The sequence below is a fragment of the Pseudomonas sp. DE0010 genome (assembly GCF_007680745.1).
Classification (GTDB): Bacteria; Pseudomonadota; Gammaproteobacteria; order Pseudomonadales; family Pseudomonadaceae; genus Aquipseudomonas; species Aquipseudomonas parafulva_B.
Window position 1 is genome coordinate 1 of the sequence record NZ_VEJQ01000012.1, and the last position, 21,492, is coordinate 21,492.

Annotated in this window: 34 protein-coding genes; 33 read left to right on the forward strand and 1 reads right to left on the reverse strand. The window is 57.4% G+C overall.

Features of this window, described 5'->3' with window-relative positions; genetic code table 11:
* From FS767_RS11010 to bfr, 31 genes are all read left to right on the forward strand, one after another.
* The coding region (locus FS767_RS11010; protein ID WP_116029914.1) for an elongation factor Tu at positions 1–393 on the forward strand (393 nt) is incomplete at its 5' end.
* 142 nt (positions 394–535) lie between these two features.
* Complete coding sequence (rpsJ, locus tag FS767_RS11015; RefSeq protein WP_003186070.1) at positions 536–847, forward strand: 30S ribosomal protein S10; 312 nt, start codon at positions 536–538, stop codon at positions 845–847.
* 80 nt (positions 848–927) lie between these two features.
* Complete coding sequence (rplC, locus tag FS767_RS11020; protein ID WP_003257089.1) at positions 928–1,563, forward strand: 50S ribosomal protein L3; 636 nt, start codon at positions 928–930, stop codon at positions 1,561–1,563.
* Positions 1,564–1,575: 12 nt separating this feature from the next.
* Positions 1,576–2,178: a 50S ribosomal protein L4 gene (gene rplD / locus FS767_RS11025; RefSeq protein ID WP_144965373.1), complete on the forward strand. Its 603-nt coding sequence runs from the start codon at positions 1,576–1,578 to the stop codon at positions 2,176–2,178.
* Complete coding sequence (gene rplW / locus FS767_RS11030; protein WP_003255484.1) at positions 2,175–2,474, forward strand: 50S ribosomal protein L23; 300 nt, start codon at positions 2,175–2,177, stop codon at positions 2,472–2,474. The genes rplD and rplW overlap by 4 nt, the downstream gene beginning before the upstream one ends.
* 14 nt (positions 2,475–2,488) lie before the next feature.
* Positions 2,489–3,313, forward strand: coding sequence for a 50S ribosomal protein L2 (gene rplB / locus FS767_RS11035; protein ID WP_027915105.1), 825 nt, complete (start codon positions 2,489–2,491; stop codon positions 3,311–3,313).
* 16 nt (positions 3,314–3,329) lie between these two features.
* The gene (gene rpsS / locus FS767_RS11040; RefSeq protein ID WP_003255482.1) at positions 3,330–3,605 is read left to right on the forward strand and encodes a 30S ribosomal protein S19; all 276 of its coding nucleotides are present in this window, start codon (positions 3,330–3,332) and stop codon (positions 3,603–3,605) included.
* A gap of 11 nt (positions 3,606–3,616) precedes the next feature.
* Positions 3,617–3,949, forward strand: a complete 333-nt coding sequence (rplV, locus tag FS767_RS11045; protein WP_003103908.1) for a 50S ribosomal protein L22 — start codon at positions 3,617–3,619, stop codon at positions 3,947–3,949.
* 13 nt (positions 3,950–3,962) lie between these two features.
* Positions 3,963–4,649, forward strand: coding sequence for a 30S ribosomal protein S3 (rpsC, locus tag FS767_RS11050; RefSeq protein ID WP_023535026.1), 687 nt, complete (start codon positions 3,963–3,965; stop codon positions 4,647–4,649).
* Positions 4,650–4,661: 12 nt separating this feature from the next.
* Positions 4,662–5,075: a 50S ribosomal protein L16 gene (rplP, locus tag FS767_RS11055; protein ID WP_003255479.1), complete on the forward strand. Its 414-nt coding sequence runs from the start codon at positions 4,662–4,664 to the stop codon at positions 5,073–5,075.
* The gene (gene rpmC / locus FS767_RS11060) at positions 5,075–5,266 is read left to right on the forward strand and encodes a 50S ribosomal protein L29 (protein ID WP_002555481.1); all 192 of its coding nucleotides are present in this window, start codon (positions 5,075–5,077) and stop codon (positions 5,264–5,266) included. The genes rplP and rpmC overlap by 1 nt, the downstream gene beginning before the upstream one ends.
* Before the next feature lie 2 nt (positions 5,267–5,268).
* Complete coding sequence (gene rpsQ, locus FS767_RS11065) at positions 5,269–5,535, forward strand: 30S ribosomal protein S17 (protein WP_144965374.1); 267 nt, start codon at positions 5,269–5,271, stop codon at positions 5,533–5,535.
* A gap of 23 nt (positions 5,536–5,558) precedes the next feature.
* Positions 5,559–5,927, forward strand: a complete 369-nt coding sequence (rplN, locus tag FS767_RS11070; protein WP_002555479.1) for a 50S ribosomal protein L14 — start codon at positions 5,559–5,561, stop codon at positions 5,925–5,927.
* A gap of 11 nt (positions 5,928–5,938) precedes the next feature.
* Positions 5,939–6,253: a 50S ribosomal protein L24 gene (gene rplX, locus FS767_RS11075; protein ID WP_003255476.1), complete on the forward strand. Its 315-nt coding sequence runs from the start codon at positions 5,939–5,941 to the stop codon at positions 6,251–6,253.
* Positions 6,254–6,273: 20 nt separating this feature from the next.
* On the forward strand, positions 6,274–6,813 hold the full coding sequence (gene rplE / locus FS767_RS11080; protein ID WP_023535025.1) for a 50S ribosomal protein L5: 540 nt from the start codon (positions 6,274–6,276) through the stop codon (positions 6,811–6,813).
* A gap of 13 nt (positions 6,814–6,826) precedes the next feature.
* A complete protein-coding gene (gene rpsN / locus FS767_RS11085; RefSeq protein WP_023534988.1) occupies positions 6,827–7,132 on the forward strand; it encodes a 30S ribosomal protein S14 in 306 nt (101 codons plus the stop codon).
* A gap of 209 nt (positions 7,133–7,341) precedes the next feature.
* Positions 7,342–7,734, forward strand: coding sequence for a 30S ribosomal protein S8 (rpsH, locus tag FS767_RS11090; RefSeq protein WP_008089805.1), 393 nt, complete (start codon positions 7,342–7,344; stop codon positions 7,732–7,734).
* Between the two features lie 12 nt (positions 7,735–7,746).
* Positions 7,747–8,280: a 50S ribosomal protein L6 gene (rplF, locus tag FS767_RS11095; protein WP_009681972.1), complete on the forward strand. Its 534-nt coding sequence runs from the start codon at positions 7,747–7,749 to the stop codon at positions 8,278–8,280.
* Between the two features lie 10 nt (positions 8,281–8,290).
* Entirely contained in the window at positions 8,291–8,641 is a 351-nt protein-coding gene (gene rplR, locus FS767_RS11100) for a 50S ribosomal protein L18 (RefSeq protein ID WP_008089801.1), read from the forward strand.
* A 3-nt stretch (positions 8,642–8,644) separates the two neighbouring features.
* Complete coding sequence (gene rpsE / locus FS767_RS11105) at positions 8,645–9,145, forward strand: 30S ribosomal protein S5 (RefSeq protein ID WP_003255465.1); 501 nt, start codon at positions 8,645–8,647, stop codon at positions 9,143–9,145.
* Positions 9,146–9,147: 2 nt separating this feature from the next.
* Positions 9,148–9,324: a 50S ribosomal protein L30 gene (gene rpmD, locus FS767_RS11110; RefSeq protein WP_023535007.1), complete on the forward strand. Its 177-nt coding sequence runs from the start codon at positions 9,148–9,150 to the stop codon at positions 9,322–9,324.
* 3 nt (positions 9,325–9,327) lie between these two features.
* A complete protein-coding gene (gene rplO / locus FS767_RS11115; RefSeq protein ID WP_023535012.1) occupies positions 9,328–9,762 on the forward strand; it encodes a 50S ribosomal protein L15 in 435 nt (144 codons plus the stop codon).
* Positions 9,763–11,094 carry a preprotein translocase subunit SecY gene (gene secY / locus FS767_RS11120; protein ID WP_003257108.1) on the forward strand — a complete coding sequence of 444 codons (1,332 nt, stop codon included), beginning with the start codon at positions 9,763–9,765 and terminating at the stop codon, positions 11,092–11,094.
* A gap of 28 nt (positions 11,095–11,122) precedes the next feature.
* Positions 11,123–11,239 (forward strand): 50S ribosomal protein L36, encoded by a 117-nt coding sequence (gene rpmJ, locus FS767_RS11125; protein WP_002555468.1) that lies wholly within the window; start codon positions 11,123–11,125, stop codon positions 11,237–11,239.
* A gap of 131 nt (positions 11,240–11,370) precedes the next feature.
* Positions 11,371–11,727 carry a 30S ribosomal protein S13 gene (rpsM, locus tag FS767_RS11130; RefSeq protein ID WP_009681976.1) on the forward strand — a complete coding sequence of 119 codons (357 nt, stop codon included), beginning with the start codon at positions 11,371–11,373 and terminating at the stop codon, positions 11,725–11,727.
* An 18-nt stretch (positions 11,728–11,745) separates the two neighbouring features.
* A complete protein-coding gene (rpsK, locus tag FS767_RS11135; RefSeq protein ID WP_003255454.1) occupies positions 11,746–12,135 on the forward strand; it encodes a 30S ribosomal protein S11 in 390 nt (129 codons plus the stop codon).
* A gap of 15 nt (positions 12,136–12,150) precedes the next feature.
* Positions 12,151–12,771 carry a 30S ribosomal protein S4 gene (rpsD, locus tag FS767_RS11140; protein WP_003257114.1) on the forward strand — a complete coding sequence of 207 codons (621 nt, stop codon included), beginning with the start codon at positions 12,151–12,153 and terminating at the stop codon, positions 12,769–12,771.
* 22 nt (positions 12,772–12,793) lie between these two features.
* Positions 12,794–13,795: a DNA-directed RNA polymerase subunit alpha gene (gene rpoA, locus FS767_RS11145; protein ID WP_003255452.1), complete on the forward strand. Its 1,002-nt coding sequence runs from the start codon at positions 12,794–12,796 to the stop codon at positions 13,793–13,795.
* A 42-nt stretch (positions 13,796–13,837) separates the two neighbouring features.
* Positions 13,838–14,224 (forward strand): 50S ribosomal protein L17, encoded by a 387-nt coding sequence (gene rplQ / locus FS767_RS11150; protein WP_144965376.1) that lies wholly within the window; start codon positions 13,838–13,840, stop codon positions 14,222–14,224.
* A 171-nt stretch (positions 14,225–14,395) separates the two neighbouring features.
* Positions 14,396–15,835, forward strand: a complete 1,440-nt coding sequence (locus FS767_RS11155; RefSeq protein ID WP_144965378.1) for a catalase — start codon at positions 14,396–14,398, stop codon at positions 15,833–15,835.
* A 163-nt stretch (positions 15,836–15,998) separates the two neighbouring features.
* Positions 15,999–16,463: a bacterioferritin gene (gene bfr / locus FS767_RS11160; protein ID WP_023534970.1), complete on the forward strand. Its 465-nt coding sequence runs from the start codon at positions 15,999–16,001 to the stop codon at positions 16,461–16,463.
* A gap of 95 nt (positions 16,464–16,558) precedes the next feature.
* Here the strand turns inward: bfr and uvrA are convergent, their stop codons facing one another.
* A complete protein-coding gene (uvrA, locus tag FS767_RS11165; protein WP_058603950.1) occupies positions 16,559–19,393 on the reverse strand; it encodes an excinuclease ABC subunit UvrA in 2,835 nt (944 codons plus the stop codon).
* 129 nt (positions 19,394–19,522) lie between these two features.
* Here uvrA and FS767_RS11170 point away from each other — a divergent pair, with 129 nt between their 5' ends.
* Both FS767_RS11170 and FS767_RS11175 read left to right on the forward strand, forming a co-directional pair.
* Positions 19,523–20,917, forward strand: coding sequence for an MFS transporter (locus FS767_RS11170; protein WP_144965380.1), 1,395 nt, complete (start codon positions 19,523–19,525; stop codon positions 20,915–20,917).
* Positions 20,918–20,926: 9 nt separating this feature from the next.
* Positions 20,927–21,478, forward strand: a complete 552-nt coding sequence (locus FS767_RS11175; protein WP_023534972.1) for a single-stranded DNA-binding protein — start codon at positions 20,927–20,929, stop codon at positions 21,476–21,478.
* Positions 21,479–21,492: the final 14 nt, after the last annotated feature.

A 21,492-nucleotide genomic window follows, 5' to 3' on the forward strand; every position in this document is an offset into this window, starting at 1 on the left:
CTGCTGGACGAAGGTCGTGCTGGCGAGAACTGCGGCGTTCTGCTGCGTGGTACCAAGCGTGACGACGTTGAGCGTGGCCAGGTTCTGGTCAAGCCAGGTTCGGTCAAGCCGCACACCAAGTTCACCGCAGAAGTCTACGTTCTGTCGAAAGAAGAAGGCGGTCGTCACACTCCGTTCTTCAAAGGCTACCGTCCTCAGTTCTACTTCCGTACCACTGACGTGACCGGTAACTGCGAACTGCCGGAAGGCGTTGAAATGGTAATGCCAGGTGACAACATTCAGATGACTGTTACCCTGATCAAGACCATCGCAATGGAAGACGGTCTGCGCTTCGCTATCCGTGAAGGCGGTCGTACCGTCGGCGCCGGCGTCGTAGCCAAAATCATCGAGTAATCACTCGACCGATTGAAAAAGGCCCCCGCTCAGCGGGGGCTTTTTTTATTGGGTTGACACTAATTGGGGGCGTCTATAGAATCACGCCTCCTTTTAGCGGGCGTAGTGCGTCCGTTGGGAACAGCCTGGAGTCTGAAATCCAATGCAAAATCAGCAAATCCGTATCAGGTTGAAGGCTTTCGACCATCGCCTGATCGACCAATCCACCCAGGAAATCGTGGAAACCGCGAAACGTACTGGTGCACAAGTGCGTGGTCCAATTCCACTGCCTACCCGCAAAGAGCGTTTCACCGTTCTGGTCTCCCCGCACGTCAACAAAGACGCGCGTGACCAGTACGAGATTCGCACTCATAAGCGTGTTCTGGACATCGTCCAGCCAACGGATAAAACCGTTGATGCGCTGATGAAGCTTGATCTGGCGGCAGGTGTGGAAGTACAGATCAGCCTCGGCTAAGACTTCGGTCTGGTCGTGTAACGCTCTGAAATGGGCGGCCATAGCGGGTGAAAGCCCCGTACACTCATGAGGTTTACAACATGACTATTGGTGTAATCGGTCGCAAGTGCGGTATGACCCGCATTTTCACCGAAGAAGGTGTCTCCATTCCGGTCACGGTCATTGAGATCGAGCCGAATCGCGTCACCCAGTTCAAAACTGAAGAAACCGATGGCTACCGTGCAGTGCAAGTCACTGTCGGCGAGCGTCGTGCTTCGCGTGTGACTGCCGCTCAGGCAGGCCACTTCGCCAAGGCCAACGTTGCCGCTGGTCGCGGTGTTTGGGAGTTCCGTCTTGAAGAAGGCGATTTCCAGGCTGGCGATCTGATCAAAGCTGAACTCTTCACTGCAGGCCAGCTGGTAGACGTTACTGGTCAGTCCAAAGGTAAAGGCTTCGCCGGTACCATCAAGCGCTGGAACTTCCGTGGCCAGGACAACACCCACGGTAACTCCGTGTCGCACCGTGTCCCAGGTTCCATCGGCCAGTGCCAGACTCCTGGTCGTGTGTTCAAGGGCAAGAAGATGTCCGGTCACATGGGCGCCGAGCGCGTGACTGTTCAGTCCCTGGAAGTTGTTCGCGTAGACGCTGAGCGCAACCTGCTGCTGGTCAAGGGTGCCGTTCCAGGCGCTACTGGCGGCGACGTGGTTGTACGTCCAGCTGTCAAGGCTCGCGGTTAAGGGGAAACTGACATGCAACTTAATGTAAATGACGCTCAGGCGATCGAAGTTTCCGAACTGACTTTCGGTGGCGAATTCAACGAGACGCTGGTACACCAAGCAGTCGTGGCCTACATGGCCGGCGGCCGTCAGGGCACCAAGCAGCAAAAGACCCGTTCCGACGTGGCTGGTGGCGGTAAGCGCCCATGGCGTCAGAAGGGTACTGGCCGTGCTCGTGCTGGTACCACTCGTGGTCCGATCTGGCGTGGCGGTGGTGTAACCTTCGCAGCTCGCCCTCAAGATCATTCGCAGAAGCTCAACAAGAAGATGTACCGCGCAGCTCTGCGCTCCATCCTCGCTGAGCTGGTGCGTAGCGACCGTCTGGTCGTGGTTCAGGACTTCGCTGTTGAAGCGCCGAAAACCAAAGATCTGCTGAGCAAGCTGAACGGCATGGGTCTGAGCGATGTGTTGATCGTTTCCGACGCTGTTGATCAGAACCTGTACCTGGCTGCTCGTAACCTGCCGCACGTCGACGTTCGTGACGTACAAGGTTCCGACCCGGTCAGTCTGATCGCATACGAGAAAGTGTTGATCACTGTCTCGGCCGTGAAGAAATTCGAGGAGCTGCTGGGATGAACCAGGAACGCGTATTCAAAGTCCTCCTTGGCCCGCACGTTTCCGAGAAGGCTACCGTTCTGGCTGAGAAGAAAGGCCAGTTCGTATTCAAGGTTGCTACTGACGCAACCAAGCTGGAAATCAAGAAAGCTGTCGAAGGCCTGTTCAACGTAAAAGTTGAAAACGTGTCGACCGTTAACGTTCTGGGTAAAACCAAGCGTACCGCACGTGGTCTGGGCAAGCGTAATGACTGGAAGAAGGCGATCGTCTCCCTTCAGCCAGGCCAAGATCTCGATTTCAGCAGCAGTGCTGAGTAAGGAAGGGGTGCATCATGGCAATCGTTAAATGCAAACCGACTTCCCCTGGCCGCCGTTTCGTGGTCAAGGTGGTCAACAAGGAGCTGCATAAAGGCGCTCCTCACGCACCGCTGCTCGAGAAAAAATCGAAGTCTGGTGGTCGTAACAACAATGGCCGCATCACTACGCGTCACGTAGGTGGTGGTCATAAGCAGCATTACCGTCTGGTCGACTTCCGTCGCAACGACAAAGATGGCATCCCAGCCACTGTCGAGCGTATCGAATACGATCCAAACCGTACTGCTCACATCGCCCTGCTGTGCTACGCAGACGGTGAGCGTCGCTACATCATCGCCCCTAAAGGCGTGAGCGCTGGCGACCAGCTGATCGCAGGTGCCCTGGCCCCAATCAAGGCCGGTAACTCCCTGCAGCTGCGCAACATTCCAGTAGGTAGCACCATTCACGGCATCGAACTGAAGCCGGGTAAAGGTGCACAGATCGCTCGTTCCGCTGGTGCTTCGGCTCAGCTGATCGCTCGCGAAGGTGTCTACGTGACCCTGCGTCTGCGCTCTGGTGAAATGCGTAAAGTCCTGGCTGAGTGCCGTGCGACCCTGGGCGAAGTCTCGAACTCCGAGCACAGCCTGCGTTCGCTGGGTAAAGCTGGTGCCAAACGCTGGCGCGGCGTTCGCCCAACCGTTCGTGGTGTTGCCATGAACCCGGTTGACCACCCACATGGTGGTGGTGAAGGTCGTACCTCCGGTGGTCGTCATCCGGTATCGCCATGGGGCTTCCCAACCAAGGGTGCTAAAACCCGTGGTAATAAGCGTACCGACAACATGATCGTCCGTCGTCGCAAGTAACTAGAGGGATACGACAGTGCCACGTTCTCTGAAAAAAGGTCCTTTTATCGATCTTCACCTCTTGAAGAAGGTCGAAGTGGCGGTGGAGAAGAACGATCGCAAACCGGTTAAAACCTGGTCGCGTCGCTCGATGATCCTGCCACAAATGGTCGGTCTGACCATCGCGGTTCACAACGGTCGCCAGCATGTCCCAGTTCTCGTGAACGAAGACATGGTCGGCCACAAACTGGGCGAGTTCGCCGGTACCCGCACCTATCGCGGGCACGTGGCTGACAAGAAAGCCAAGCGTTAAGGGGTAAGGAAATGGAAGTAGCCGCTAAGTTGTCGGGCGCTCGAATCTCCGCCCAGAAAGCCCGCTTGGTCGCCGACCAGATCCGCGGGAAGAAGGTGGGCGAAGCGCTCAACCTGTTGGCCTTCAGCAGCAAAAAAGCCGCTGAAATCATGAAGAAAGTCCTCGAGTCGGCCGTAGCCAACGCCGAACACAACGAAGGCGCAGACGTTGATGACCTGAAGGTCTCCACCGTCTTCGTCAACGAAGGGCGTTCGCTGAAGCGCATCATGCCACGTGCCAAAGGCCGTGCTGATCGCATCGTCAAGCGGTCTTGCCATATCACTGTCAAGGTTGCGGACAAGTAACGGAGTCGATCAGATGGGTCAGAAAGTACATCCCACTGGCATTCGCCTGGGAATCGTCAAGGAGCACACCTCCGTCTGGTACGCAGACGGTGCTACTTACGCAGATTACCTGTTGAAGGATCTGAAAACGCGTGAGTACCTCCACGACAAACTAAAAAGCGCGTCCGTAAGCCGTATCGATATTCATCGTCCGGCTCAAACTGCACGCATCACCATCCACACCGCTCGTCCAGGTATCGTTATCGGGAAGAAAGGTGAGGATGTCGAGAAGCTGCGCCAGGACCTGACCAAGCAGATGGGTGTGCCTGTGCACATCAACATCGAAGAGATCCGCAAGCCGGAACTCGACGCCATGCTGGTTGCGCAAAGCGTAGCTCAGCAGCTGGAACGCCGCGTTATGTTCCGTCGCGCCATGAAGCGCGCAGTACAGAACGCCATGCGTATTGGTGCCAAGGGCATCAAGATCCAGGTGAGCGGTCGTCTCGGCGGCGCTGAGATTGCTCGTACCGAGTGGTATCGCGAAGGTCGTGTGCCTCTGCACACCCTGCGTGCCGATATCGACTACAACACCTACGAAGCTCACACCACTTACGGTGTGATCGGTGTGAAGGTTTGGATTTTCAAAGGCGAAGTTATTGGTGGTCGCCAAGAAGAACTGAAACCACAAGCACCAGCGCCTCGTAAAAAAGCTGCTAAGTAAGGGGTACGCCAAATGTTGCAACCTAAGCGTACAAAATTCCGTAAGCAGATGACTGGCCACAACCGTGGTCTGGCACTGCGCGGTAGCAAAGTCAGCTTCGGCGAGTTCGCCCTGAAAGCTGTTGCTCGCGGTCGCCTCACCGCTCGCCAGATCGAGTCCGCACGTCGTGCGCTGACCCGTCACGTAAAACGTGGCGGCAAGATCTGGATCCGTGTATTCCCGGACAAGCCGATCTCCAAGAAACCTCTCGAGGTTCGTATGGGTAAAGGTAAGGGTTCCGTTGAGTACTGGGTTGCCCAGATCCAGCCAGGCAAAGTCCTGTACGAGATCGAGGGTGTTTCTGAAGAGCTGGCGCGCGAAGCTTTCGCTCTGGCCGCTGCGAAGCTGCCTCTCGCCACCTCCTTTGTTAAGCGGACGGTGATGTGATGAAAGCGAATGAACTTCGTGAAAAATCCGCACAGCAACTGAACGAGCAACTGCTCGGCTTGCTGCGCGACCAGTTCAATCTGCGTATGCAGAAAGCAACTGGCCAGTTGGGGCAGTCGCACCTGCTCTCGCAAGTCAAGCGTGACATCGCTCGCGTGAAGACTGTGCTCAACCAGCAGGCAGGTAAGTGATCATGGCTGAAGCTGAAAAAACCGTCCGTACGCTGACTGGCCGTGTCGTCAGCGACAAAATGGACAAGACCATCACCGTTCTGATCGAGCGTCGCGTAAAGCACCCGATCTACGGTAAATACGTTAAGCGTTCGACTAAGCTGCACGCGCACGACCAAACCAATCAGTGCAAGATCGGCGACAAGGTTTCCATTACCGAAACCCGTCCGCTGGCCAAGACCAAGTCCTGGGCACTGGTTGAAGTCCTCGAACGCGCTGTTGAAGTCTAAGGGCTAGGGGTCGGAGAAATTTTATGATTCAGACTCAATCCATGCTCGATGTGGCCGATAACAGCGGCGCTCGTCGCGTCATGTGCATCAAGGTGCTCGGCGGTTCTCACCGCCGCTACGCCGGCATCGGTGACATCATCAAAGTTACCGTCAAGGAAGCGATTCCACGCGGTAAGGTCAAAAAAGGCCAAGTGATGACTGCTGTTGTCGTGCGCACCCGTCACGGTGTTCGTCGCGCTGACGGTTCCATCATTCGTTTCGACGGCAACGCTGCTGTTCTGCTGAACAACAAGCAAGAGCCGATCGGCACTCGCATCTTCGGGCCAGTGACCCGTGAACTTCGTACTGAGAAGTTCATGAAGATCGTCTCGCTCGCCCCTGAAGTGCTGTAAGGAGATCCGACATGCAAAAGATTCGTCGTGACGACGAGATCATCGTGATCGCCGGCAAAGACAAAGGTAAGCGCGGTAAGGTGCTGAAGGTTCTCGCTGACGACCGTCTGGTCATCGGTGGCGTGAACCTGGTCAAGCGTCATACCAAGCCTAACCCGATGGCGGGCGTTCAGGGCGGTATCGTCGAAAAAGAAGCGCCTCTGCACGCTTCCAACGTTGCCATCTTCAACGGTGAAACCAACAAGGCTGACCGCGTTGGTTTCAAAGTAGAAGACGGTAAGAAAATTCGTGTCTTCAAGTCGACCCAAAAAGCGGTTGATGCTTGAACACTGCTAGGTAGAAGACCATGGCACGACTGAAAGAGATTTACCGGAACGAGATCGCTCCTAAGCTTAAGGATGAACTTAAGCTGTCGAACGTGATGGAAGTTCCGCGCGTTACCAAAATCACCCTGAACATGGGTCTGGGCGAAGCGATCGGTGACAAGAAAGTCATCGAGCACGCTGTTGCCGACCTGGAAAAGATCACCGGTCAAAAGCCGGTCGTGACTTTCGCTCGCAAATCCATCGCTGGCTTCAAAGTCCGCGAAGGCTGGCCGATCGGCGTCAAGGTGACCCTGCGTAGCGACAAGATGTACGAATTCCTGGACCGCCTGCTGGCGATCTCCCTGCCTCGGGTTCGCGACTTCCGCGGCCTGAATGCCAAGTCCTTCGACGGTCGTGGCAACTACAGCATGGGCGTGAAAGAGCAGATCATCTTCCCGGAAATCGACTACGACAAGATCGATGCTCTGCGCGGTTTGGACATCACCCTGACCACCACTGCTCGTTCGGACGACGAAGGCCGCGCTCTGCTGCGTGCTTTCAAGTTCCCGTTCCGCAACTGATTGGAGTAGGAAAATGGCCAAGAAGAGCATGAAAAACCGTGAGCTGAAGCGTCAGCAAACGGTAGCCAAGTACGCTAAAAAGCGCGCTGAGCTGAAAGCGACCATCGTCAATCTGAACGCCTCTCCTGAAGAGCGTTTCGCTGCCGTTGTCGCTCTGCAGAAGCAGCCGCGCGATGCTAGCGCTGCCCGCCTGCGCAACCGTTGCCGCCTGACCGGTCGTCCTCACGGTGTATACCGTAAGTTCGGCCTGGGCCGTAACATGCTGCGCCAAGCGGCAATGCGTGGCGACGTACCAGGTCTGGTCAAGGCCTCCTGGTAATCGCTGCAGGTTGAGTCATCGGCGTAGGCGGTTAATCTTCCGACCGCCGGTGACTCTTCCCACGAACAAGCCCCTACATGGGGCTTGTTTCGTTTCTGGCTTGTGTCTAGAATGACCGGCTCACCTGAGCCTGGGCTTCGTGCCCTGCCTGTTTGGGTGGTTGTGATAGCCGCAAGGCTAATAATTCTTGTATCAGGAGCATCTAGCCCATGAGTATGCAGGACCCGTTAGCGGACATGCTAACTCGCATCCGTAATGCCCAGATGGCTGAAAAGTCCGTCGTAAGCATGCCTTCCTCCACCCTGAAGGTCGCGGTTGCCAAAGTTCTGAAAGATGAAGGTTACATCGCTGGTTACCAGGTAACCGGTGAGGCCAAGCCTTCCCTGTCGATCGAACTGAAGTACTTCGAAGGCCGTCCGGTCATCGAGGAACTGAAGCGCTCCAGCCGTCCAGGCCTGCGCCAGTACAAGTCCGTCACAGATCTGCCGAAAGTACGTGGCGGCCTGGGCGTGTCTATCGTCTCCACCAACAAAGGTGTGATGACTGACCGCGCTGCGCGCGCTGCCGGTGTCGGCGGCGAAGTTCTGTGCACAGTGTTCTAAGGGGAGATAGGCATGTCTCGCGTCGCTAAGAACCCCGTTAAGCTGCCAGCAGGCGTCGAAGTAAAATTCGCCGGCCAGCAGCTTTCGGTGAAGGGTGCCAAGGGCACTCTCGAACTGAACGTTCACTCGTCTGTTGAAGTTACCGAAGAGTCCGGCGAACTGCGCTTCGTCGCTCGCAACGGTGATCAGCAAGCTCGCGCCATGGCCGGTACTACCCGCGCTCTGGTGAACAACATGGTCCAAGGCGTAAGCCAAGGCTTCGAGCGCAAGCTCCAGCTGGTCGGTGTTGGTTACAAGGCACAGGCAAAAGGCACCGTCCTGAACCTGGCTCTGGGCTTCTCGCATCCAGTGGACTACGAACTGCCAGCCGGTATCACCGCAGAAACCCCAAGCCAGACCGACATCCTGATCAAGGGTATCGATAAGCAGCTGGTGGGTCAGGTGGCCGCTGAAATCCGCGATTTCCGTCCGCCAGAGCCTTACAAAGGCAAGGGTGTGCGTTACGCGGACGAAGTAGTCCGTCGTAAAGAAGCCAAGAAGAAGTAGGGCCTAGCAAATGACCGACAAAAAAGTTACTCGACTGCGTCGCGCTCGCAAAGCACGTCTCAAGATGCACGAACTCGAAGTCGTGCGCCTGTGCGTGTTCCGCTCCTCGCAGCACATCTACGCCCAGGTCATTTCGGCCGACGGCAGCAAGGTTCTGGCAAGCGCCTCGACCTTGGACAAAGACCTGCGTGATGGCGCCACTGGCAACATCGACGCGGCCACTAAGGTTGGCAAGCTGGTAGCTGAGCGCGCGAAAGCCGCCGGTGTATCTCAAGTTGCCTTTGACCGTTCCGGCTTCAAGTACCATGGCCGCGTCAAAGCGCTGGCTGATGCTGCTCGTGAAGGCGGGCTGGAGTTCTAAGTTATGGCAAATAACGATCAAAAGCGCGACGAAGGCTACATCGAGAAGCTGGTTCAAGTTAACCGCGTTGCCAAAACCGTAAAAGGCGGCCGTATCTTCACCTTCACCGCGCTGACCGTGGTGGGTGATGGCAAGGGTCGTGTTGGCTTTGGCCGTGGCAAGTCGCGCGAAGTACCTGCCGCGATCCAGAAAGCCATGGAAGCTGCTCGCCGCAACATGATTCAGGTTGACCTGAAGGGCACCACCCTGCAGTACGCCACCAAGGCTGCCCACGGCGCCTCGAAGGTTTACATGCAGCCTGCCTCGGAAGGTACCGGTATCATCGCCGGTGGCGCAATGCGTGCTGTCCTGGAAGTTGCTGGCGTTCAGAACGTTCTGGCCAAGTGCTACGGTTCGACCAACCCGGTGAACGTGGTTTACGCCACCTTCAAGGGTCTGAAAGCCATGCAATCTCCTGAATCCATTGCTGCCAAGCGCGGCAAGAGCGTCGAGGAGATCTTCTGATCATGGCAACCGTTAAAGTAACGCTGATCAAGAGCACCGCCGGCCGTCTGCCTAACCACATTCTGTGCGTTAAAGGCCTGGGTCTGCGTCGCATCGGTCACACTGTAGAAGTCCAGGATACTCCCGAGAACCGCGGGATGATCAACAAGGCTTACTACATGCTGAAGGTCGAGGGTTAATCGATGAAACTCAATGATCTGAGTCCAGCGCCGGGTTCCCGTCGCGAGAAGCATCGTCCGGGCCGTGGTATCGGTAGCGGTTTGGGTAAGACTGGTGGCCGCGGTCATAAAGGTCAGACCTCCCGTTCCGGTGGCACCATCGCTCCGGGCTTCGAAGGCGGTCAACAGCCGCTGCACCGTCGTCTGCCGAAGTTCGGCTTCGTTTCCCTGAAAGCCATGGACCGCGCAGAAGTGCGTCTGTCCGAGTTGGCCAAAGTGGACGGCGACGTGATCTCCGTGCAATCCCTGAAGGATGCCAACGTGATCGGCCAGAACGTACAGCGTGTGAAAATCATGCTGTCTGGCGAAGTCACTCGCGCAGTCACCATCAAGGGTATCGCAGCCACCAAGGGTGCGCGTGCGGCTATCGAAGCAGCTGGCGGCAAGTTCGAGGAATAAATGGCTAAGCAAGGTGCTCTCTCTTCGCTCGGTAAGGGCGGGATGTCGGAACTCTGGGCTCGTCTGCGCTTTCTGTTCATGGCGATCATCGTCTATCGGATAGGTGCACATATCCCGGTTCCCGGCATCAATCCGGACCGTCTGGCGGATCTGTTTCGGCAGAATGAGGGGACCATTCTTAGCTTGTTCAACATGTTTTCCGGTGGCGCGCTTGAGCGCATGAGCATCTTTGCATTGGGGATCATGCCGTACATTTCGGCATCGATCATCATGCAGCTGATGACTGCGGTCAGCCCGCAACTGGAGCAGTTGAAGAAGGAAGGTGAAGCTGGCCGTCGCAAGATCAGCCAGTACACCCGCTACGGCACCGTTATCCTGGCGCTGGTTCAAGCCATTGGCATGTCCATTGGCCTGGCCAACCAGGGCGTGGCGTTTTCTGTAGGCCTCGGCTTCCATGTCGTTGCCGTCTCCACCTTCGTGGCAGGCGCGATGTTCATGATGTGGCTGGGTGAGCAGATCACCGAGCGCGGTGTGGGCAACGGTATCTCGATGTTGATCTTCGCAGGTATCGTTGCCGGTCTTCCGAGAGCAATCGGGCAGTCTTTCGAGTCTGCGCGTACGGGTGATATCAACATTTTCGCCCTGGTCGCTATCGGTTTGCTTGCAGTAGCGATCATCGGTTTTGTGGTGTTTATTGAGCGTGGTCAGCGGCGTATCGCCGTTCATTACGCCAAGCGTCAGCAGGGCCGCAAGGTCTTCGCTGCGCAAACCAGCCACTTGCCGCTGAAGGTGAACATGGCAGGGGTAATCCCGGCCATTTTCGCGAGCAGCATCTTGCTGTTCCCGGCTTCGCTGGGTGCCTGGTTCGGTCAGTCCGAAGGTATGGGCTGGCTGCAGGACATCTCGCAGTCGATCGCTCCTGGTCAGCCGTTGAACATTCTGCTGTTTAGTGCAGGGATCATTTTCTTCTGCTTCTTCTACACAGCGTTGATGTTCAATCCGAAAGACGTAGCGGAAAACCTGAAGAAGTCCGGTGCCTTTATTCCGGGTATCCGTCCTGGTGAGCAGTCGGCGCGCTACATTGATGGCGTTCTGACTCGTCTGACCATGTTCGGTGCTCTTTACATGATGGCCGTCTGCCTTCTGCCCCAGTTCCTGGTGGTGGCAGCAAATGTGCCGTTCTACCTTGGCGGGACCTCGTTGCTGATTGTGGTAGTGGTTGTGATGGACTTCATGTCCCAAGTACAATCGCACCTCGTTTCGCACCAGTACGAATCCCTGATGAAGAAAGCCAACCTGAAAGGCTACGGTGGCAGCGGTTTGCTGCGCTGATACGCCCCTAAGGTTCGAGGAGTCGGTAATGAAAGTTCGTGCATCGGTGAAAAAGCTGTGCCGCAACTGCAAGATCATCCGTCGCGAAGGCGTCGTACGAGTGATCTGCAGCGCGGAACCGCGTCACAAACAGCGCCAAGGCTGAGTGTGATTCGCGCTTCAAACCCAGCAGCTAGTGTGCTGCTGGGTTGATTATTTGTTTCTACAGCGATATTATCTCGCGCCCTATTTCTTGGCTTCCGGGGCGTAGGTAGCTGTCAATTGGAGTCCCACTGAATGGCCCGTATTGCAGGCGTCAACATTCCAGATAACAAGCATACTGTTATCTCGCTGACCTACATCTATGGTGTCGGTCGCACTACTGCACAGAAAATCTGTGTGGATGCTGGTGTAAATCCAGCCGCTAAGATCAAGGATCTGAGCGACGAGCAAATCGAAACCCTGCGTGGCGAAGTCGCGAAGTTCACCACCGAAGGTGACCTGCGCCGTGACGTAAACATGAAGATCAAGCGCTTGATGGACCTGGGTTGCTACCGCGGCCTGCGTCATCGTAAAGGTCTGCCGGTTCGCGGTCAGCGCACCAAGACCAACGCACGCACCCGTAAGGGCCCGCGTAAGCCGATCCGCAAGTAATCGCCCAGGAATATAGACATGGCAAAACCTGCTGCTCGTCCTCGTAAAAAAGTCAAAAAGACAGTGGTTGATGGCATCGCCCACATCCACGCTTCTTTTAACAACACCATCGTGACCATCACCGACCGTCAGGGCAATGCTTTGTCCTGGGCGACCTCCGGTGGTTCGGGTTTCCGTGGTTCGCGCAAATCCACCCCGTTCGCAGCTCAGATCGCTGCTGAGCGTGCTGGTCAAGCTGCGCTGGAATACGGTCTGAAGAACCTCGACGTAAACGTCAAGGGTCCAGGTCCAGGTCGTGAGTCCGCCGTTCGTGCATTGAACAGCTGCGGCTACAAGATCGCCAGCATCACCGACGTGACGCCAATCCCGCACAACGGGTGCCGTCCGCCGAAGAAGCGTCGCGTGTAATCAGGAGACAGATAAATGGCACGTTACATTGGTCCAAAATGCAAACTGTCTCGTCGTGAAGGCACCGATCTGTTCCTGAAGAGCGGCGTTCGCGCTCTGGAATCGAAGTGCAACATCGAAGCAGCCCCAGGTATCCACGGCCAGCGCCGTGGCCGTCAGTCCGACTACGGTACCCAGCTGCGCGAGAAACAAAAAGTCCGTCGTATCTACGGTGTTCTGGAGCGTCAGTTCCGCGGTTACTACCAAGCTGCTGCCTCGAAAAAAGGCGCAACCGGTGAAAACCTGCTGCAACTGCTCGAGTGCCGTCTGGATAACGTCGTTTACCGTATGGGCTTCGGCTCGACTCGTTCCGAGTCCCGTCAGCTGGTTTCGCACAAAGCAATCAGCGTCAACGGTAAGACTGTAAACATTCCATCCTACCAAGTTCGTCCGGGTGACGTGGTCGCGGTTCGTGAGAAGTCGCTGAACCAGCTGCGCATTGTTCAAGCCCTTGAACTGTGTGCCCAGCGTGGCCGCGTTGAGTGGGTTGACGTGGATGCTGCCAAAAAGTCGGGCGTTTTCAAGAACGTTCCTGCTCGCAGCGACCTGTCTGCCGACATCAACGAAAACCTGATTGTCGAGCTCTACTCCAAGTAAGGGCTAGAAAATAGGTGCATCCATGCAGATTTCGGTAAATGAGTTCCTGACTCCCCGCCACATTGATGTGCAGGTAGTCAGTCCGACCCGCGCCAAGATCACGCTCGAGCCTCTCGAGCGTGGCTTCGGCCATACCCTGGGCAACGCGCTGCGCCGCATCCTGTTGTCCTCCATGCCTGGCTGTGCAGTAGTCGAGGCCGAGATCGATGGCGTACTCCACGAGTACTCCGCGATTGAAGGTGTACAGGAAGATGTGATTGAAATCCTGTTGAACCTGAAAGGCCTGGCTATCAAACTGCACGGTCGTGACGAAGTTACGCTGACCTTGTCGAAAAAGGGTTCGGGGGTGGTTACCGCTGCCGATATTCAGCTGGATCACGATGTCGAGATCGTCAACCCCGATCACGTAATCGCGAACCTGGCGTCGAATGGCGCCCTGAACATGAAGCTCACTGTAGCTCGTGGTCGCGGTTACGAGCCGGCCGACTCCCGTCAGACCGACGAAGACGAAAGCCGTAGCATTGGCCGTCTGCAGTTGGACGCTTCGTTCAGCCCTGTGCGTCGTATCGCCTATGTGGTCGAAAACGCACGTGTTGAGCAGCGTACCAACTTGGACAAGCTGGTCATTGATCTGGAAACCAACGGCACCCTGGATCCTGAAGAGGCTATCCGCCGCGCCGCGACCATCCTGCAACAGCAGCTGGCCGCGTTCGTCGACCTCAAAGGTGACAGTGAGCCTGTCGTAGTCGAGCAGGAAGACGAGATCGATCCGATCCTGCTACGTCCGGTTGACGACCTGGAACTGACTGTACGTTCGGCCAACTGCCTGAAGGCGGAGAACATCTACTACATCGGCGACCTGATTCAGCGTACCGAAGTAGAGCTGTTGAAGACTCCTAACCTCGGCAAGAAGTCCCTGACTGAAATCAAGGACGTCCTGGCCTCTCGTGGTCTGTCTCTCGGCATGCGCCTCGACAACTGGCCGCCTGCAAGTCTTAAGAAAGACGACAAGGCGACCGCCTGATCGTCGTAATCACCGAACGTAGTGTTTGGTAAGGAATGAATCATGCGTCATCGTAAAAGTGGACGTCACCTGAGCCGTACCAGCTCTCACCGCAAGGCTATGTTCCAGAACATGGCAGTGTCGTTGATCGAGCACGAGCTGATCAAAACCACCCTGCCGAAAGCCAAGGAACTGCGTCGCGTTGCCGAGCCGCTGATCACCCTGGCCAAGGAAGACAGCGTTGCCAACCGTCGTCTGGCCTTCGACCGTACCCGTTCGAAGTCCGCTGTTGGTAAACTGTTCAACGATCTGGGCAAGCGCTACGCCACCCGTCAGGGCGGCTACCTGCGCATCCTGAAGTGCGGTTTCCGCGCTGGCGACAACGCGCCAATGGCGTACGTCGAGCTGGTTGATCGTCCAGTCGGTGGTACTGTAGAAGCTGCCGAGTAAGACGTTTTGTCTGCTACAAAGAACCGGGCCTAGTGCCCGGTTTTTTGTGTTTCAGGCCATTAACAATCTCTATTACATTCAGTAATTCAATGAATTTGTCGTTGCACGCGATCCTGCTGATAATTCTCCCAAGCCGACATACAGGCATTTGAGACTGATCGAGGAAAGCTCATGAGCAAAACGCTTACTACCGCCAGCGGTGCCCCTGTTGCGGATAACCAGAATTCCCGTACCGCAGGCCCACGCGGCCCCCTGCTGCTCGACGACTTCCACCTGATCGAGAAGCTCGCGCATTTCAACCGCGAAAATATCCCCGAACGACGTGTGCATGCCAAAGGCTCCGGTGCCTACGGCACGTTCACGGTGACGCGCGACATCACCCACCTCACCCGTGCGAAATTGTTCGACCAGGTGGGCAAGCAGACCGAAACGTTTCTGCGATTCTCCACTGTGGGTGGGGAGCGCGGCTCGGCCGATACAGAGCGTGACCCACGAGGTTTTGCGGTCAAGTTCTATACCGAAGAAGGCAACTGGGACATCGTCGGCAACAACACGCCGGTGTTCTTCATCCGTGATCCACTGAAGTTTCCAGACTTCATTCACACGCAAAAACGCCACCCTCAGACCAACCTGAAGAGTGCCCAGATGATGTGGGACTTCTGGTCTCATTCGCCGGAAGCGCTGCACCAGGTCACGATCTTGTTTTCGGACCGCGGCATTCCTGACGGCTATCGGCATATGCACGGCTTCGGTAGCCACACCTACAGCTTGATCAGCGCCGACGGTCAGCGTACATGGGTCAAATGGCACTTCAAGACTCAGCAGGGCATCAAGAATCTGGCGCCCGCTGAAGCTGCGCGTTTGGCCGGTACCGATCCGGACTACGCCCAGCGCGACCTGTACGAGGCAATCGAGCGTGGCGACCACCCACGCTGGACTGTATGCATCCAGGTCATGAGTGAAGCTGAGGCTGCGAACCGCCCCGAGAATCCGTTCGATGTGACCAAGACCTGGTCGCAGAAAGATTATCCGCTGATTGAAGTAGGCGTACTGGAGCTCAACCGCAACCCGCTGAACTACTTCGCTGAAGTTGAGCAGGCTGCCTTCGGGCCCAGCAATATGGTCCCTGGGGTGGGGCTGTCACCTGATCGCATGCTGCAAGGCCGGGTGTTTGCTTATGCCGATGCCCACCGCTATCGGGTAGGCACCAACCATCAGCAATTGCCGGTGAACGCGCCCCGCTGTGCGGTCAATAGCTACCAGCGTGATGGCTCGATGGCGATGGGTGCCTACGGAGGAGCACCCAATTATGAGCCCAACAGCTACGCCGATGCTCCCAAGCAATCGCCGCGTCATGCAGAGCCCGGGCTTGCGCTTAGCGGTTTGGCCGATCGGTATGATCATCGCGAGGACACTGATTACTTCAGCCACGCGGGCGCCCTGTTCCGGTTGATGAGCCAGGCACAGCAGGAGCTGCTGGTCAGCAACATCGCCGGGGCAATGGCCGGCGTGACCGACGATGTGATCCAGCGTCAATTGCAGTACTTCTTCAAAGCCGATCCCGCTTACGGGGCGGGTGTCGCTAAGGCGCTTGGAATGAATATCGCCTAAGTCGAAGTGATAAGAATAACCGCCCTCATTTGGGCGGTTTTTCAATGAATATCACTACCGTTTGCCCGATTTTTTGCATCGAGTCGCGCGTTTTTCAGTGACCAGGCGCACAACGTGGTTCACACTATGCGGCATATACGCTTCCATATGGAGAACCCCGGCGATGCAAGGCCACCCAGACGTCATCAATTACCTCGTCATGCTGCTGAAGGGCGAACTGGCCGCACGTGACCAGTACTTCATTCACTCGCGCATGTACGAAGACTGGGGCCTTACCAAGCTCTACGAGCGCATCAACCATGAGATGGAGGAAGAGGCTCAGCATGCTGACGCCTTGATGCGCCGCATTCTCATGCTCGAGGGCACCCCGGACATGCGTGCGGATGACCTTGAAGTGGGCACAACCGTCCCTGAAATGATCGAAGCTGATTTGAAGCTGGAATACAAAGTGCGAGCGGCGCTTTGCAAGGGGATCGAGTTGTGCGAACTGCACAAGGATTATGTGAGCCGTGACATTCTGCGCGCGCAACTGGCCGATACCGAAGAGGATCACACCTATTGGCTTGAGAAGCAGCAGGGCTTGATCAAGGCGATCGGTCTGCAGAATTACCTGCAATCACAGATGTAATGCTTTGATTGCTGTGTGCTTGGGTCGTGTGTCGGCTCTAGCACAAGGGCTACAAGCCGATGAAAAAGGGGCGCCTAGGCGCCCCTTCACGTTCATCACGCCCGGTCTCGCTCCAACAGGGGCTTGAGGTAGTGCCCGGTGTAGGATTGTTTCATCTTGCTCAGTTCCTCGGGCGTGCCACACGCGATGATCTGCCCACCCTTTGAACCGCCCTCCGGTCCAAGGTCCACCAGCCAATCGGCAGTCTTGATAACGTCCAAGTTGTGCTCGATGACCACCACGGTGTTGCCGTGGTCACGAAGCCGGTGCAGAACGTCCAGCAGCTGCTGGATATCGGCGAAGTGCAGGCCCGTAGTAGGCTCGTCCAGGATATACAGGGTTTTCCCGGTATCGCGCTTGGACAGCTCGCGTGACAGCTTCACACGCTGTGCTTCGCCCCCAGACAGCGTCGTCGCCGATTGACCGAGCTTGATGTAGGAAAGGCCCACGTCCATCAAGGTCTGGAGCTTGCGCGCCAACGCAGGTACCGCATCGAAGAACTCGCGCGCATCCTCGATGGTCATTTCCAGCACCTCGTGAATGTTCTTGCCCTTGTACTTGATCTCCAGGGTTTCGCGGTTGTAGCGCTTGCTCTTGCACACATCGCAAGGCACGTAGATGTCCGGGAGGAAATGCATTTCCACCTTGATCAGGCCGTCGCCCTGGCACGCCTCGCAGCGCCCACCTTTCACGTTGAACGAGAACCGGCCCGGGCCATACCCGCGTGAACGAGATTCAGGCACCCCGGAGAACAGCTCGCGGATCGGCGTGAAGATCCCGGTGTAGGTGGCGGGGTTGGAGCGGGGAGTGCGGCCAATGGGGCTCTGGTCGATATCCACCACCTTGTCCAGGTGCTGCAACCCATCCATGCTGGCGTGCGGCGCCGCTTCCAGGCTGCTTGCGCCGTTCAAGGCCGTGGCCGCGAGGGGGAACAAGGTGTTGTTGATGAGCGTGGACTTGCCGGAGCCTGAGACGCCCGTCACGCAGGTTAGCAACCCGATGGGGATTTCCAGGTCAACGTTCTGCAGGTTGTTGCCGCGTGCGCCCTTGAGCTTGAGCTGCAGCTTCTTGTCGCGCGGGGTACGCTTGGCAGGGACCACGATCTTTCTACGGCCGGACAGGTACTGGCCGGTTACCGAGTCCGGGTGGTCCATGACTTCCTGAGGCGTGCCCTCAGCGACGATCTTGCCACCATGCACGCCAGCCCCTGGCCCAATGTCCACGACGTAGTCCGCCAGGCGGATTGCGTCCTCGTCATGCTCGACGACGATTACCGTATTGCCCAGATCGCGAAGGTGATTGAGGGTGGCAAGCAGACGATCGTTGTCGCGCTGATGAAGGCCGATGGACGGCTCGTCCAAGATGTACATCACCCCCACCAGACCCGCGCCGATCTGGCTGGCGAGGCGAATCCGCTGGGCTTCACCACCGGACAGGGTTTCTGCGCTGCGGTCCAGTGTGAGGTAATCCAGGCCCACGTTCACCAGGAACTGCAGCCGCTCGCAGATCTCCTTGAGAATCTTGGCCGCGATCTCGCCTCGGCGACCGGTCAATGTAAGCGCGCTGAAGTAGCCACTGGCGTCACCAATCGGCATGTTGGCGACTGCCGGAAGCGTCTTCTCGCCAACCCACACGTGACGCGCCTCGCGCCGCAGCCGCGTGCCGCGGCAGTCCGGGCACGGTTGGGTGCCCAGGTACTTGGCCAGTTCCTCGCGTACGGTATTGGACTCGGTTTCGCGATAGCGGCGTTCCAGGTTGGGGATGATCCCTTCGAACGGGTGCGAGCGCTTGACAATGTCACCCCGGTCGTTGAGGTACTTGAAATCCACGCTGTGCTTGCCGCTGCCTTGCAGGATCACCTTCTGATGCTCCGGCGCGAGCTCGCCGAATGCTTCGTCCAGGCTGAAGCCGTAATGCGCAGCCAGCGACCCTAGCATCTGGAAGTAGTAGACGTTACGGCGATCCCACCCGCGAATGGCGCCTTCGGCCAGAGTGAGTTGCGCATTGACCAGGCGTTTGGTGTCGAAATACTGCTTAACGCCCAGGCCATCACAAGTCGGGCAGGCACCGGCCGGGTTGTTGAACGAGAACAGCTTGGGTTCCAGTTCGCTGATTGCATGACCACAGATAGGGCAGGCAAAGCGGGCCGAAAAAATGGTCTCTTCGCCTTTCTCGTCGTCCATGGGCGCGATCAGCGCGATACCGTCCGCCAGCTTCAACGCGGTTTCGAACGATTCGGCCAATCGCTGCTGAAGATCAGCACGCACTTTGAAACGATCGACTACCACATCGATGCTGTGCTTTTTCTGCTTGTCCAGCTTGGGCAACTCGTCCAGTTCGTAGAGCTTGCCGTTGACGCGGGCGCGCACGAAGCCCTGGGCGCGCAGCTCGTCGAACACCGCCAGGTGCTCACCCTTGCGCTCACGGATGACCGGAGCCAGCAGCATCAACTTGCTGCCTTCCGGGCGCTCCAGCACCAGGTCGACCATCTGGCTGACAGTTTGCGCCTCCAGCGGTATGTCATGGTCTGGGCAGCGGGGTGTCCCGACCCTGGCGTACAGCAGGCGCAAGTAGTCGTAGATCTCGGTGATGGTGCCAACGGTGGAGCGGGGGTTGTGCGAGGTGGATTTCTGTTCGATGGAAATCGCCGGTGACAGCCCTTCGATCGTGTCGACATCAGGCTTTTCCATCATCGACAGGAACTGGCGGGCATACGCCGACAGCGATTCCACATAACGACGCTGGCCCTCGGCGTACAGCGTATCGAAGGCCAGGGATGACTTGCCCGAGCCCGACAGGCCGGTAATGACGATGAGCTTGTCCCGGGGCAGGGTCAGGTCGATGTTCTTCAGGTTGTGGGTACGTGCCCCACGTATCAGGATCTTGTCCACTGCGGCCTCGCTCGGCGGGCATAAACGAAAAATTATACGGCGCCCTGCCAGTACGCGGCAAAGCGTCGCGTAGATGCCGTCAAGCTGTCGGACTGATAGAATCGCCGCCGGTTCACACGAGATTAATCCATGCACGACACCCACAACGAGCGCATGAGCGGCAATGAAACCCGCGCCGCCGGCGGTCTGGCTCTGGTCTTCGCTTTTCGTATGCTGGGCATGTTCATGGTCTTGCCGGTTCTGGCTACCTACGGCATGGACCTGGCCGGCGCCACGCCCGCGCTGATTGGCCTGGCCATCGGCGCCTACGGCCTCACCCAGGCCGTGTTGCAGATTCCCTTCGGGATGATTTCCGACCGCATCGGCCGTCGGCCCGTCATTTACCTGGGCTTGATCGTGTTCGCCCTGGGTAGCGTCCTGGCAGCCCAGGCCGATTCCATTTGGGGGATCATCGCAGGGCGCATCCTGCAAGGGGCGGGCGCCATTTCGGCAGCGGTGATGGCGCTGCTTTCGGACCTGACACGGGAACAGCACCGCACCAAGGCCATGGCCATGATCGGGATGAGCATTGGCCTTTCCTTCGCAGTGGCAATGGTCGTCGGGCCTTTGCTGACAAGTGCCTTTGGCTTGTCAGGATTGTTCCTTGCAACGGCCGGCTTGGCCTTGGTTGGCATCGCGTTGATTGCCTTCGTAGTACCCGCCACGCACAACATTTTGCAGCATCGCGAATCAGGCGTCGCCCGTCAGGCCATTGGCCCGACCCTGCGTCATCCGGACCTTCTACGGCTGGATGTGAGCATCTTCATCCTGCATGCCATTCTCATGGCCAGCTTCGTGGCGCTGCCCCTGGCCTTCGTCGAGCGTGGCGGACTGCCCAAGGAACAACACTGGTGGGTCTACCTGACCGCGCTGTTCGTCTCATTTTTTGCAATGGTACCGTTCATCATCTACGGCGAAAAAAAGCGCAAGATGAAACGCGTGCTGGCCGGGGCCGTCAGCGTATTGCTGCTGGTCGAGCTATTCTTCTGGCAGTGGGCTGACGGTTTGCGCGGACTGGTGATCGGCACCGTGGTATTCTTCACCGCATTCAACCTGCTGGAGGCTTCGTTGCCTTCGCTGGTCAGCAAGGTGTCGCCAGCAGGTGGCAAGGGAACGGCGATGGGGGTGTACTCCACCAGCCAGTTTCTCGGTGCTGCACTAGGGGGCATCCTGGGTGGCTGGCTGTTCCAGCATGGTGGGCTGAACACCGTGTTCCTTGGTTGCGCGATACTGTGCGCCATCTGGTTGGCCGTTGCCTTGAGCATGAACGAGCCACCGTATGTGACCAGCTTGCGCATGCCTTTGTCGCCGGAGGCCACCAAGGATGCTGGCCTGGCTGCACGGTTGATGGCCGTGCCCGGCGTGACCGACGCCGTTGTGGTCTCGGAAGAGTCAGCTGTCTATATCAAACTGGATACGAAAATTTTGGACCGCACGACCCTGGAGCGCCTGATCAATCCGGCCTCAGCGGCGTGCGAAGCCTAGGAGAACGTTATGGCCCGTGGGGTTAACAAAGTCATTCTGGTCGGTACTTGTGGCCAGGATCCCGAAGTCCGCTACCTGCCCAACGGTAATGCCGTGACCAACCTGAGCCTGGCAACCAGCGAGCAATGGACCGACAAACAGTCGGGCCAGAAGGTCGAGCGTACTGAATGGCACCGTGTGTCGCTGTTCGGCAAGGTTGCCGAGATTGCCGGCGAGTACCTGCGCAAAGGTTCGCAGTGCTACATCGAAGGCAAGCTGCAGACCCGTGAGTGGGAAAAAGACGGCATCAAGCGCTACACCACTGAAATCATCGTTGACATCAACGGCACCATGCAGCTGCTGGGCGGCCGTCCGCAGAACCAGCAAGGCGGCGGCGACCCGTATAACCAGGGTGGCGGTAACAACTACAACCAAGGTGGTGGTCAGCAGCAACAGTACAACCAGCAGCCGGCCCGCCAGCAGGCCCCGCGCCCGCAGCAGCAGCAGCGCCCGGCGCCGCAGCAGCCAGCGCCACAACCGGCGGCTGACTTCGACAGCTTTGACGACGATATTCCGTTCTGATCGAACGTTAAGCA